Raw genomic sequence first — 12,746 nt, forward strand, 5'->3', positions numbered from 1 at the left:
CTGATTTTATAGCGCCCTGCTACAGCATTAAAACTGCTTGAGTCACATTTTTTGCATTTTTATGACAGTAAATTATGGCCGACTATATGCTATACTGAATATTCTAATTAACTTTAATTAAGACTATGCATTACAATAAGTTACAAGCATTCACTCTACAAGGAATACGTAATGATGCATGTACATGACCATGCGGTTTTTTTACACGCTCAGGACTTACTTTTAAACGGTATAAACGCTTCAAGCGAGAGGCTATTGACTGCTGGAGGATGTTTTATCCTTATTCCTCCATGCTTTACCGCCGAAGATGTCAGGAAAATTGTCTCTCTTGTTAATCAATATCCTTCCAAAAGAAATAATTTTTTTAGCACTACGAATTCATTAGTATGATAATTATATTATATGTGTTTTAGCTTATCTAATGTGCATCAATATAATTTCCATATTATTTAATTCAATGAAAATAATTATCATGATTATCCAATTTCTCTTCTTATTAACGACCATGTTACCGAAATAAATAACGAGTCTGGGTAATATCAGCACATAAATGAGATATCATCAGGGAGAGAAGACGCGGAAAAAGAACTCACGACGCTGGATAGGTGTGTGACTGCTTTGTCAGAAAAAGATTTCCCGTGTTTGCACTGGGTCGGTGTCCATATAAATTATTTAGCCCTGATGGTTTGAGCTCATCGCCATGATGCTGTTCCTACTACCTGTATTGATTCGAAGTAATGTACGTAGAGTAGTGCTTTCGCTGGCTCATTGCTAACAAGGCTATTTTTGAGGGGGCATAAATATTTTTATGAGGAGGTTATGCCCACGGATGCTGGATAAAAAACATGACCCGCACTCACCGCACTACGCACATCGGCTGGCCTGAGACTGGCTCGGCATGGATCTCTGCATCGATGCTGAATACCCGTTGTAGTAATTCTGGTTTCATGACTTCGTGTGGCGAGCCCTGTGATCCTACCTACGTAATGTGGACACAGCCCTAAGCGAGGTTCTGGTTTTCAAACTGTTCCGGGCTGAGACCGCCACAGGCGCTGTGACGACGCCACCGATTGTAATCGCACTCGATATAATTAAACACCGCCGTTCGCATTATTTCCCGGTTGGCAAAGTACTCACCGTGGATACATTCCACTTTCAGTGAGTGGAAAAAACTTTCCACGCCGGCATTATCGTAACAGCATCCCCTTGCGCTCATACTGCCTCGCAGATTATGGCCTTTCAGCATGGCCTGATAGTCTGCTGAACAGTACTGACCGCCACGATCAGTGTGAACTATGACGTTTTGAGGCCGTTTACGTCTCCACAGTGCCATATGTAGTGCATTACATGCCAGCGCCGCCGTCATTCTCGATGACATCGACCAGCCGATAACGGCACGCGACCACAGGTCAATGACCACCGCCAGATACAGCCAGCCTTCATCTGTACGTAAGTAAGTGATATCTCCCGCCCATTTTTGATTCGGGCCGCTGGCGATAAAATCTTGCTTCAGCAGATTTTCAGACACAGGCAGGCCGTGCTCCCGGTAGCTGACCGGGCTGAACTTCCGGGCAGCTTTTGCTCGCAGCCCCTGACGGCGCAGACTGGCAGCAATGGTTTTCACGTTATATTCCGGTAGCTCATCAGCCAGTCGTGGGGCACCGTACCGCTGTTTGGCGTTATTGAATGCCTTGCTGACAGCATCATCGCAGACAAGCAGGAACCGCTGACGCGAGTTGACCTGATGGCGGCGACCGCGCCAGGCATACCAACCGCTGCGGGCGACCCGCAGTACCCGGCACATGGCTTTGATACTGAACTCAGCCCGATGTTTTTCGATAAAGACATACTTCATTTCAGGCGCTTTGCAAAGTATGTCGCGGCCTTTTGGAGAATGGCCAGCTCCTCATCCCTCTCCGCCAGTTGGCGCTTGAGGCGGGCAATCTCTGCTGCCTGTTCACTCTCTCGCTCAGAGGAGGTTGTCTGACTCTGCTGCTTGCTACGCCAGTTATAGAGCTGGGATTCGTACAAACTGAGTTCACGAGCAGCGGCAGCAACACCGATGCGTTCTGCAAGCTTGAGGGCTTCGTTGCGAAATTCAGGCGTATGTTGCTTACGTGGTTTTTTACTGGTTGATACGGATTTTGTCATGTGAGCTACCTCTGGTAGAGAGTTTACTCACTTAGTCACGTGTCCACTATTGGCGGGTAAGATCAGAGACAGGGATGCGTATCCGATTTTTCCACTATTGCTCGAACGCGCGAGGCGGCTCGCAAGTTTGCCATGAAGAGGTATAAGGTCAATAAAACGAAGATTGAGTACAATCGGGAAGCAATCAATGTTGTTGAGCTTATAATGGGTGACATTTTTGCCTAATGCCGCAATCATTCATAGGGTAAGATTGCTGTAGTAAAATAAGGTGTTAGTCTCGGCAATGGGTTCAAAGAGCTTGCCCGTCAGGAGTTGAGAAGGCAGGGGATTGAGCCGAAGGGCTGAAAGTTAGCTGATTAGCAGAACAGATAACCAAGGGAATGGTATTGGTGGTTATCAATGTTCTTTGACGCAAAGGATGCGAAATATGGACAACTACCTAAATAGAAATAGTGTTAGTAATCAATATTTTTTGGCTATGGCTCAGGCCGCCGCGTTTGATCTAATGAAAACGGCCAGAATTGTATCATCCCGCCATATTAACGATCTTTTTCTTAAAGCAAAATTTGAGGATGAAATTCGGCGTTTTTCTAATAGAAATCTGGACATCGTTAGAAATGCCAGTAGTTCATCAGAATGTCAGGTTGCTATTAATAACATCAAGGAAGAGTGTGCCAATATTGAAAAGCAGGGAACAATGCTTTCTCTTGAAAAAGCCAAAGTATTTATTACCATCAACATGGAGAAAAGAGAGAAGGAAATTGGTTATACAATAAATGCAATCGGTGTGATGGTTGGTGGTGCACAGGTTGTTTCTGGAGTTGGTGTTATCGCAGCGCTACATCTTTCGTCGGTAAATTTATTGGTGCTCATATTGTATTAAACGGCGTAAGTTCATCTATGGAAAATTTTTTACATCTTATTGGTCGTGATAATAGCGTCGGATTTATGAAGTCTGGCTATATACGTACAGCAGAATTTTTGGGGTTTGATAAAAAATCAGGCCTGTTGGCTTATCACTCAGTCGATCTTGTCACTTCATTCTATGGTATCGTAAAATTAACACAAAAACCTGATGCCTGGCGGCTTTTTAGATATATTTCCAGTGATTATTATAGAAAAATAAATACGATGAGCAGAGCAGAGCAGAGCAGAGCAGAGCAGAGCATCGCTGATGCTGAAGATGGTTGGGGCTGGAAATAAGATACGGATAATGTCCGATATATATAAAGATGATTCTCTTTAATCTAATGGGCTGACTCAGCCCATCTTACTTTTTCTCTTTAGGTAGGAATATGATTTATATGCTAAGTTCATTGGGGTAAGATAATAGACTAGAAAAATAAAAATAAGTGTAAATAAAAAATATACCGAGATGACAATAATGTCATATTTTATAATCAGGGTTGTTATAAGTATAGTGATTAGAACGATACATAAAAAACATCCAGTGTGAAATCTGCTTTTTAACGTGTGTGTTAACATCAATAATGTCTCTTCACTATTTTCACCACGAGAGATTATTTTCCTCATGAAATTAACATCCCCCTGAGTGAAACCATTTTCTAAGAGCTCTTTTTCTATCTCTTGGTCATTCATATTTCTTCGCCTTTATTAGTCTATATGATTTATACGCCAACTTCATTGGCCCTATGTGATAAACTAAAAAAAGAGAAAGCATCATGACAAAAAAATAAACAAAGAATTCAACTGAATCAACCGGTGTATTAAAAATAAAATTAATGGTAAATGCAGAAATTATAACAATAAACAAAAAGCATCCATTATAGAACCGTGCTCGTAATGTATGAGTCAGATTTTGTAGTGTCTCTTCACTATCCTCACCACGAGAGATTATTTTTCTCATGAAGTTAATATCTTTCTGAGAGAAACCATTCTCTAAAAGTTCTTTTTCCATTTCCTGATCATTCATTTTTTATCCCGATTTTATTGTGTTTGATAGGGCGTAGAGACATTTTAACACTATCGCCCATCAATTATGTATTAGTAAGTCGAATCAGTCCATAAGAGGAAAGAACTGGTTCTTGCTACCACATGCTCCCATTCGATTGATGCAAATTTGAACGAAATACTTTCCTGTGGCTGGGTTTCATTATGTGTCAATGAGTTAGGATAGAAAAACTGAATGTCATTGATAACCGCATCTCTCAGCACCATTTTAAAATAGAGTTCGTTGCCACCGGATTGTGATGTTCTGTAAAACAGAAATTCACAGGTTAGTTTTTCGTTATCGCCTAATGCCTGGGCAATAAGTGGGGTGGCTTTATCTATTGGCTTTCTTATTTCTACGGGGTTGAGAGCAACATTATCCTGTCGAGTTATTCTATTCATTAACTCATAAACAAAAATTTCATCTTCATGAGCGATCTGATATTTGTTGCCAATCGAGTCTGCACTTGAACAGCCCGCAGAGATTAGACCTTGTTTGATACCGGTGAGTTTCAGATAGATCAAATTTGCCATTATCCATTCCTTAATGTTGTCTATAATCCTGCCCCATAAATCCTTTTTCCTTATGGGAGGGTAATTTCTGCATTTTTTAGTCAGTGAGTCAATTAGCTGCTATTATAGTATGTTCATCATTCTAATAATTATATTTAATATAGTTTCTGTTGTTATTATTTGTGTGAGATGGATTCTGGTGCGAAGAAAAATGTAGACCAGCGGAAAACCAAAAAAGGTGGTGCATCCGATTAGTAGAACATGCATTTATCAATGAAGGCCCGAGGATCATGCCGTTTAACAAAACCTAGGGAAAATGAATATTAACGTAGGCCATGTACGTACTTCAACAGGTCTGGTTGTACATCAAATATCAAATAATAAAGGCACTCCCCCCTTTGTTACGCTCACATGTAGCCTGAATATTTTCCTGCCTAAAATGGCCATTTCTTTGACCAGAAATCGTCGTTGAAAAGCTCATTTCACTGCCATTGTTGATAATTTTTGTTATGAAATAATTATAAATTGTATAATTTAGATAACAATTCTTATTATGCTATGTTTTGTAGTATAAAAAACTGAAAATTTTAATTAAAAAATAAATGATTGCTAAATTATCTAATATTTATACCTTAACAAATAAATAGTTTCTTTAAGTGATATAGGTATTTGTTCTGTCAAAAGTAAAAAATAGAGATTAAATTTCCTTATTAAATTAAAATGAACAAGGTAAATATAGATTTTTATTTTTGTTAGCGTATTAAGTATTTCGTTTTTAACGAAATTAAAAGGCGCAAAATATATTCCTTTTCCGTTAATTGAAACTCAGTGTTTTATTTTGTTTTTTTATGATTATTTTTACTTTTATTTAATTTAACTTATTGTTTTTTATGTTATTTTTGTTTTATCGATTCTATTTAGTTGCTCTGCTATATAAGCGTTGACCATGTGTTTGTGTTGTGTGTATGATCTAAACTCAAAATATGAATGTATTTTACTTCCTTTTTGGTGTGAATTTTTTACACCGATAAATCGTAATATTACGATTTTATTATGGTTTTTAATTCGTTTTTAATTTATTTCATCTCGCTGGTCGAAAAACAAATGTACTATTTGTTTGCCGAATCACTGCTGTTCTTATGGGCTATGGCAGGCTTTGGTAGGAATCGACTTTACTTCTCCGGGCCCAAGCGCCCTTACGTTGGTATAGACACATGGCAAAAGGAACTGATGGTGCATCTGTCGCACCAAAGGAACGTATTAATATTAAATATGTTCCGGCCACTGGTGGTCAGCAGGCGGAAATAGAATTGCCGTTGACGCTGATGATCGTGGGAAATATGAAAGGTCGCACAGAGGAAACGCCGATCGAAGAACGTCAGACGGTATCGATCGATAAAAACAATTTTACCTCTGTGATGAAAGAAGCAAATCTGGAGCTAAATTTCAGTGTGCCAAATCGCCTTGAAGAAGAAAGTCAGGACGATCTGCCGGTGAAGCTGAGCATCAGTGGCCTGAATGATTTCTCCCCTGACCGCATCGCCCAGCAAGTGCCTGAACTGCGTAAGCTGCTTGATTTACGTGAGGCATTGGTCGCGCTGAAAGGCCCCCTCGGCAATATTCCCTCATTCCGTAATCGTTTGCAGGATCTGTTGTCCAGCGAAGAAGCCAGAGAGCAGCTTTTGAAAGAGCTCGATCTGGTAAAACCCGCCGAATAATTGACGAAATAGGGAAATAAATATGTCAATAATTGAAGAACAGGTTCAGGCAGGCGCTGCCAGCGCTTCTGGGTCGCTGCTTGATGACATCATGGCTCAAGCGCGTATCAGCCCAGTTGATGAAGGCTACAGCGTGGCTAAACAGGGTATTGCCGCGCTGGTCGCTAACATTCTTGATAGCGGTAACGCAGCAGAACCCGTGAACAAAGCGCTGGTCGATAGCATGATCGTCGAACTGGACAAAAAGCTCAGCAAGCAGATTGACGTTATTCTGCATGCTAAAGAACTACAGGAACTGGAATCTTCCTGGCGTTCTATGAAACTTCTAGTTGATCGCACTGATTTCCGTGAAAACATCAAACTGTTGGTGTTGCATGCGACGAAAGAAGAGCTGTTGGAGGATTTCGAATTCGCCCCTGAAATCTCACAGTCTGGCTTCTATAAGCACGTATATTCCAGCGGTTACGGCCAGTTCGGCGGCCAGCCTATCGGTGGCGTAATTGGTGACTATGCGCTGACGCAAAGCTCACCAGATATCAAGCTGATGCAGTATGTCAGCGCTGTTGGCGCGATGGCGCATGCGCCGTTCATCTCTTCCGTTGCTCCGACCTTCTTTGGCGTGGATCGCTTCACCGATCTGCCTTCTATCAAAGATCTGAAGTCCGTTTTCGAAGGCCCGGCTTACACGAAATGGCGTTCACTGCGTGAGTCCGAAGATGGTCGCTATCTGGGGCTGACGGCACCGCGCTTCTTGGCTCGCCTGCCTTATGACCCGGTAGAGAACCCGATTAAGGGCTTCAACTACAAGGAAGATATCAGCACCAATCACGAACACTATCTGTGGGGCAATACCGCCTATCTGATGGGAACGGCGCTGACGGACAGCTTTGCGAAATATCGCTGGTGTCCGAACATCATTGGTCCGCAGAGTGGTGGTGCGATTACCGACCTGCCCGTGCATGTTTATGAAGCCATGGGCCAACTTCAGGCCAAGATCCCGACTGAGGTCCTGATCACCGATCGTCGCGAATATGAAATGGCCGAAGAAGGCTTTATCACGCTGACGATGCGTAAAGACAGCGACAATGCGGCCTTCTTCTCGGCTAACTCGGTGCAGAAGCCGAAGGTGTTCCCAAACACCAAAGAAGGCAAAGAAGCGGAAACCAACTACAAGCTGGGTACGCAACTGCCGTACATGTTCATCATCAACCGTCTGGCGCACTACATCAAAGTGCTGCAGCGTGAACAGATTGGCTCATGGAAAGAGCGTCAGGATCTTGAGCGTGAGTTGAATACCTGGATTAAACAGTACATCGCCGATCAGGAAAACCCGCCGGCAGATGTTCGTAGCCGTCGTCCTCTACGTGCCGCACAAATCAAAGTGCTGGATGTAGAAGGAGAACCAGGTTGGTATCAGGTCACCATGTCTGTGCGCCCGCACTTCAAGTACATGGGCGCGAATTTTGAGCTGTCGCTGGTAGGACGTTTGGATAAGGAATAAGACTCATGCCGTCTCTTTCTGCTTGGGAAAGGGGAAACGCGGCAAGTCTGTTTGATCGTATCCGTGGGGAGGAGCGTCGTTCCTCCCCTGAAACGGACGTTGAAGCACTGATCGAGTCTGTTAAGCGTCAACTGGACAATGTGCTCAACACCCGGCCCGGAAATTGCCGCAGCGCACCTGAGCTTGGCGTGATTGATTTTAATGACGCGACGCAAGGTGGTGCGGATATTCGAGGGAAAATCCGGGAGGCGATCCGACAGTGCATCTGTCGCTTTGAACCTCGAATTGTTCATGTGGACGTCAACACGTCGGACTATTTATCGAATCCGATGGAGATGTCGTTTCAGGTTACCGCCCGGGTCAGATTGGAAGATCTGGAGCAGGTTGCCTCTTTCAATATCCATATGGATAGCCACCGCCATTACAGAATGATCTGATTATGTCACTGGAACATTTTTTCAGGGATGAGCTGACCTACTTGCGCCTGCAAGGGCGTGAATTCGCCAAGGCGCACCCTGAGCTTACCCGATTTTTGTCAGAACAAACCACAGATCCAGACGTCGAGCGTCTGCTAGAAGGGTTCGCCTTTTTGACAGGAAGCCTGCGGGCGAAGATCGAGGATGAGTTTCCGGAACTGACACACGGTCTGCTGGGCATGCTTTGGCCTAATTACCTGCGGCCCGTACCGAGCATGACAATTATGCAGTTTTCGGTACTCCCCGGCGCGATTGCGCAGCCCGCGTTTGTTGAACGCGGCTGTGAGCTCGACAGCCTGCCGATTGACGATGTGGTCTGCCACTTTCAGACCTGTCACGATGCCTGGATTTACCCAGCGGATATCCGCGAGATCAAGGTACAAAGCGGTAACGATCTTTCTACCATTACGCTGGATATTGGGCTACATGGCCCGCTATCGCTAAGCGATCTGCAACTCGACAAACTGCGCTTTTATCTGGGCGGTGATACCTATACGGCCTACGAACTCTATTTCTGGATCGCCAGCCAGCTGTCGCATATTGAGCTAGAAGTTGATGGGCAACGCTTCCGTCAGGAAGCCAATGTGCTGAAGACGGTCGGCTTTGAGCGTGAAGATGCGCTATTGCCGTATCCCGGTAACGTTTATTCGGGCTATCGTATCTTGCAGGAATATTTTTGTTTTCCTGAAAGTTTTCTCTTTTTTCAACTCGCTGGCGCAGTATGGCCTGATCTCCCGCTGACAGTAACCGAATTCCGCCTACATTTCTGCTTTGATCGTCCGTTGCCGGCGGAACTGAAGATCCGTCCTGATTCGTTCATGCTCAACTGCGTGCCTGCGATCAATCTCTTCCAGCATGATAGCGAACCGATCAACCTCAGCGGGCGCCAGACGGATTATCCGTTGAAGGCCAGCTACCGTGACGCGGATAGCTTTGAAATTTTCTCTGTGGATAAAGTTGAGGGTTGGGTTGAAGGGAATTCAGGCCGTGCTCGCGGCATTCCGCGCACGTACCAGCCTTTTGAGAGCTTTCAACACCAAATTGAGCGAGCCAAAGGGCGGCTGGCGCTCTATTACCGTATTCGGATAAGAGAAGCGGTGAACGGCAATGGTTTTGATCACATGCTCTCTTTTGTCCGCGGTGATGAGCAGGAAGTGATTGATTTGGATGAATCGATCTCGGTGACGTTGACCTGTACCAATCGATCGCGTGCAGCACAGTTGTCTGTTGGGGCGATCTGCGTGCCAACAGGGAATTCCCCGTCTTTCGCAACGTTCCGTAATCTGGTTCGGCCGACGCGACCGCTGCGTCCTGCGATGGATGGGAGTCTGCACTGGACGCTGATCTCCAACCTGTCTTTGAACTATGTGTCACTGCTGCGGCGTGATGCGCTGGTACAGATTCTGCGAACTTACGATTTCCCAGCGCTGCACGATAAGCAGGCAGAGCAAGCCTCGCGTAAGCGTCTAGCGGGTATCGACTCTATCGAAACCACCCCTATCGATCGTCTGGTTCAGGGGATGCCGGTTCGCGGTTTGAAATCAATTCTGTCAGTACGGCAATCCGCGTTCTCCAGTGAAGGAGAACTCTATCTGTTTAGCACGGTGCTGGCGCATTTCTTCTCGCTATACGCCAGCGTCAATGCTTTCCACCTGTTGGAAGTGGTCAACATCGATAACAAGGAGCGCTACCGATGGCCGGTACAGATAGGTCAACACTCAATGATGTGACGTTCCGTCAGGATGTCTCTCGCTTTAATTTTTTCCAATTGGTGGAGTTACTTAACCAAATGGAAGGCGTGGATTTGGAACAAGCGCTGGATTTTCGTCCTGAACAGGAGCGTCTGCGCTTCCGTTCTACGGCCTCCATCGGTTTTCACCCTAGCGATGTCTTGCAGGTGGGACGCGATGATGAGGGACGTCAGGAACTGGAGGTTGCATTTTTGGGTCTGCACGGCAGTCAGTCACCGATGCCTGGCTATTACCTTGAAGAGCTAGCCTGGGAGTACGCGCAAGGCGAACAGAAGCTGGGCGTGTTTCTCGATTTCTTTCATCACCGTTTACTCACGTTATTGCACCGCGCATGGCGGAAATACCGCTATCACGTCCGCTTTCAAAATGAGGGTGAAGATGGATTCTCCCGTCTGATGTTTGCACTTGTGGGGCTAGGGAATGATGCCGTACGCGATAGCCTGCCGGTTAACCGCGCCAAGATGCTTTCCTACGCTGGGGTACTCGCCAGCCCCAGCCGTTCCCCGGAAGTGGTCGCAGGTTTGGTTATTCACTGTTTTGACCTAGATGACGTTGCTGTTATGGCTTGGCAGCACCGCCGCGTGCCCATTGATGAAGGGCAGCAGAACCGTCTGGGCAAAGCAAACATGATGCTGGGCGGTGATTTTGTTATCGGTGACAAAGTAAATGACTGCGCGGGTAAATTTTTGCTCAAGGTCGGCAATCTCAGTTTTAGCCGCTTTCTCAGCTTTTTGCCCAACGGCGAGCATTTTCAGCCGCTGGTGCGTTTTGTCTCTTTCATTCTTCGCGATCAGTTGGCCTGGGATCTGCGTCTTGGCTTTGCGGAAGGTGAAGCCAAGGGCTTAAGCCTGGGCAGTGAGCAAAGCAGCCGATTGGGATGGAGCAGCTTTCTCGGGCAGCCACCCGCGGATCCCTATGTGACGATTTGTGTGCAGGAGTAAATGTGAACGTAATCCATCCACTCACGTTGGTTGTGCTCAACAGTGAGCAGCTCGATATCAATTCTCAGGTGCAGCACCAGTTCGATCATCGTGGTGGCACGCTGGGCGCGTCGGAAAAAGACCAGTGGCAGCTAAGAGATAGGCTGGGCTCGGTGGTCCCTGCACATGCACATATCGAAATGACCGATGGTTATTTCAGCCTGTGCGATCTGAGCGGGCAGTCTTTTATTAACGGTTCTCTGTCGCCGATTGGGCGAGATCGCAAAGTCATTTTGTCGCACGGCGATGAGCTGGTTATCGGGCCTTTCCGGTTGGGCGTTTATATCGGCGACCCCACCACGGAACAGGATATCGATCAGGTATTAGGGCAGGGCACGGTCGATGTGCTGGGCGGCTGGCTAAGTGAAGATAAAAAAAGGCGCTCAACGGATCTGGCCGATCCTGCGGTTGTGTTGAATGACCCGCTGTGGGCGCTACAGAAAGAACAGAGCCAGCCACTCTTGCCATCAGACAGTGAGACGGTCGGAGCTTCGCTCACGACCTCTCTTTCTTCTTTTTCTTCTGCTGAGGACACCATGGATCAGAAATTTGTGGAATTACCGACCATCAACACACCGTACGCGGGAGACGGGCTGGAGGGCTACAGCGATGGCACTTCTCTGGCGCCGCTGATGCGCGGGCTGGGGCTGTCGCTTCAGCCGGGCGATGATGCGCGATTGCGCGAAATGCTGGAGGAAATGGGGAAAAGCCTGCGTGCGATGGTTGAAGGCCTGCTGGCATTACAGACGGAACAGGCGGCAATGGCGGACACGCATTTACGCCCGATTGAGGATAACCCGCTGCGTCTGGGGTTGGGCTATGCGGATACGCTGTCGGTGCTGTTTGCCGAAGGGAAAAGCCCGGTGCACCTGTCTGCGCCCGCCGCTGTGGAAGAAGTGTTGAACAATGTGCGGGTGCATCACATCGCGAATCAGCAGGCGATTGCCGTGGCGTTGGAAAATATTCTTCAGGCCTTTTCGCCTGCCGCGTTGCTTAACCGCTTTGAGCACTATCGCCGCAGCGGCGAACCGCTGGCAGCGGATGACGGCTGGGCGTGGCAGATGTATCAGCACTACTACCGTGAATTAACGTCGCCGCGCCAGCAGGGATTCCAGAAACTGTTCCATCAGGTGTATGCGCAGGCGTATGACCGCTCCGTGCGTCAACAGCAGGAGCAAAAATAATGCTGCGGGCTCTGTGCTTATGTTCCCTGATGTTCCTGCTGTCGGGGTGTACCACGCTGGGCAAAATGGCGCAGGTGGCGGCGAATCCCGATATTCAGGTGGGCAGCAACAATCATCAGCCTTCTACCGTAGGGTTTAGCCTGCTGGCGGAACCGGACGTTAATCCGAACGACAGCGGTGAAGCTGCGCCTATCGAATTCCAACTGGTGCTGTTGGCGGAAGATTCACGCCTGTTAGCCACCGATTACGACCAGATCACGACGGATATCGAAAAGGCGTTAGCCAAGAATTACCTCAGCCATCAGGACTACACGCTGTTGCCAGGGCAGTTCAAATATCTGCCGCCCGAAGCGCTGGATGAAAAGGTGCACTACCTCGGCGTGGTGGCGCGCTATGCGGATTCGGAAAGCGCCGAGTGGCGCAAAGTTATCAAGCTAAAGAATACCGGGCAGACGTATCAGATCCTCGTGCACCTGCGCAGGGATGAAGTCGAAATCAAAAAAGACCAAGAAGAAGAATAAT

10 protein-coding genes and 3 pseudogenes are annotated in these 12,746 nt (G+C 46.7%); 9 read left to right on the forward strand and 4 right to left on the reverse strand.

Annotation, left to right across the window (positions count from 1 at the left end):
* Positions 1-856: 856 nt before the first annotated feature.
* Both K7X24_RS14210 and K7X24_RS14215 read right to left on the reverse strand, forming a co-directional pair.
* Positions 857-979 (reverse strand): annotated as a pseudogene (locus K7X24_RS14210) (ferric citrate ABC transporter ATP-binding protein FecE); the annotation flags it as partial.
* A gap of 21 nt (positions 980-1,000) precedes the next feature.
* Positions 1,001-2,151 (reverse strand): IS3 family transposase gene (locus K7X24_RS14215; RefSeq protein WP_224555439.1). Its coding sequence is split into 2 segments (ribosomal slippage): positions 1,001-1,893 and positions 1,893-2,151, totalling 1,152 coding nucleotides; the frame shifts between segments, so codons are not numbered across the junction.
* 267 nt (positions 2,152-2,418) lie between these two features.
* Here K7X24_RS14215 and K7X24_RS22100 point away from each other — a divergent pair.
* Both K7X24_RS22100 and K7X24_RS22105 read left to right on the forward strand, forming a co-directional pair.
* Positions 2,419-2,496, forward strand: a pseudogene (locus tag K7X24_RS22100) (toxin-antitoxin system HicB family antitoxin); the annotation flags it as partial.
* A gap of 352 nt (positions 2,497-2,848) precedes the next feature.
* Positions 2,849-3,354, forward strand: a pseudogene (locus tag K7X24_RS22105) (DUF4225 domain-containing protein).
* Between the two features lie 388 nt (positions 3,355-3,742).
* Here K7X24_RS22105 and K7X24_RS14225 read toward each other — a convergent pair.
* Both K7X24_RS14225 and K7X24_RS14230 read right to left on the reverse strand, forming a co-directional pair.
* Positions 3,743-4,084 (reverse strand): hypothetical protein, encoded by a 342-nt coding sequence (locus tag K7X24_RS14225; protein WP_010296465.1) that lies wholly within the window; start codon positions 4,082-4,084, stop codon positions 3,743-3,745.
* A gap of 71 nt (positions 4,085-4,155) precedes the next feature.
* A complete protein-coding gene (locus tag K7X24_RS14230) occupies positions 4,156-4,635 on the reverse strand; it encodes an Hcp family type VI secretion system effector (RefSeq protein ID WP_010296476.1) in 480 nt (159 codons plus the stop codon).
* A 1,193-nt stretch (positions 4,636-5,828) separates the two neighbouring features.
* Between K7X24_RS14230 and tssB the strand changes: the two genes are divergently transcribed.
* Genes tssB through tssJ form a run of 7 tightly spaced genes read left to right on the forward strand, consistent with a single transcriptional unit; the run spans position 5,829 to position 12,745 of the window.
* Positions 5,829-6,332, forward strand: coding sequence for a type VI secretion system contractile sheath small subunit (tssB, locus tag K7X24_RS14235; protein WP_224555441.1), 504 nt, complete (start codon positions 5,829-5,831; stop codon positions 6,330-6,332).
* A 22-nt stretch (positions 6,333-6,354) separates the two neighbouring features.
* Entirely contained in the window at positions 6,355-7,833 is a 1,479-nt protein-coding gene (gene tssC, locus K7X24_RS14240; protein WP_116155689.1) for a type VI secretion system contractile sheath large subunit, read from the forward strand.
* A gap of 5 nt (positions 7,834-7,838) precedes the next feature.
* The gene (gene tssE, locus K7X24_RS14245) at positions 7,839-8,270 is read left to right on the forward strand and encodes a type VI secretion system baseplate subunit TssE (RefSeq protein WP_161529677.1); all 432 of its coding nucleotides are present in this window, start codon (positions 7,839-7,841) and stop codon (positions 8,268-8,270) included.
* A gap of 2 nt (positions 8,271-8,272) precedes the next feature.
* Entirely contained in the window at positions 8,273-10,039 is a 1,767-nt protein-coding gene (tssF, locus tag K7X24_RS14250; protein ID WP_224555444.1) for a type VI secretion system baseplate subunit TssF, read from the forward strand.
* Positions 10,003-11,001 (forward strand): type VI secretion system baseplate subunit TssG, encoded by a 999-nt coding sequence (gene tssG, locus K7X24_RS14255; protein ID WP_198998349.1) that lies wholly within the window; start codon positions 10,003-10,005, stop codon positions 10,999-11,001. The genes tssF and tssG overlap by 37 nt, the downstream gene beginning before the upstream one ends.
* Before the next feature lie 2 nt (positions 11,002-11,003).
* A complete protein-coding gene (gene tagH / locus K7X24_RS14260) occupies positions 11,004-12,224 on the forward strand; it encodes a type VI secretion system-associated FHA domain protein TagH (RefSeq protein WP_224555446.1) in 1,221 nt (406 codons plus the stop codon).
* Entirely contained in the window at positions 12,224-12,745 is a 522-nt protein-coding gene (gene tssJ, locus K7X24_RS14265) for a type VI secretion system lipoprotein TssJ (RefSeq protein ID WP_010303144.1), read from the forward strand. Before tagH ends, tssJ begins: the two co-directional genes overlap by 1 nt.
* Position 12,746: the final 1 nt, after the last annotated feature.

Origin of the sequence: Pectobacterium versatile, assembly GCF_020166435.1 — a bacterium.
Lineage (GTDB): Bacteria > Pseudomonadota > Gammaproteobacteria > Enterobacterales > Enterobacteriaceae > Pectobacterium > Pectobacterium versatile.

What these genes read in the sequence shown, in the direction of transcription:
- K7X24_RS14225 (WP_010296465.1), bottom strand. Translation starts at nt 4,084, where the DNA reads ATGAATGATCAGGAAATGGAAAAAGAACTTTTAGAGAATGGTTTCTCT.
- K7X24_RS14230 (WP_010296476.1), bottom strand. Translation starts at nt 4,635, where the DNA reads ATGGCAAATTTGATCTATCTGAAACTCACCGGTATCAAACAAGGTCTA.
- tssB (WP_224555441.1), top strand. Translation starts at nt 5,829, where the DNA reads ATGGCAAAAGGAACTGATGGTGCATCTGTCGCACCAAAGGAACGTATT.
- tssC (WP_116155689.1), top strand. Translation starts at nt 6,355, where the DNA reads ATGTCAATAATTGAAGAACAGGTTCAGGCAGGCGCTGCCAGCGCTTCT.
- tssE (WP_161529677.1), top strand. Translation starts at nt 7,839, where the DNA reads ATGCCGTCTCTTTCTGCTTGGGAAAGGGGAAACGCGGCAAGTCTGTTT.
- tssF (WP_224555444.1), top strand. Translation starts at nt 8,273, where the DNA reads ATGTCACTGGAACATTTTTTCAGGGATGAGCTGACCTACTTGCGCCTG.
- tssG (WP_198998349.1), top strand. Translation starts at nt 10,003, where the DNA reads ATGGCCGGTACAGATAGGTCAACACTCAATGATGTGACGTTCCGTCAG.
- tssJ (WP_010303144.1), top strand. Translation starts at nt 12,224, where the DNA reads ATGCTGCGGGCTCTGTGCTTATGTTCCCTGATGTTCCTGCTGTCGGGG.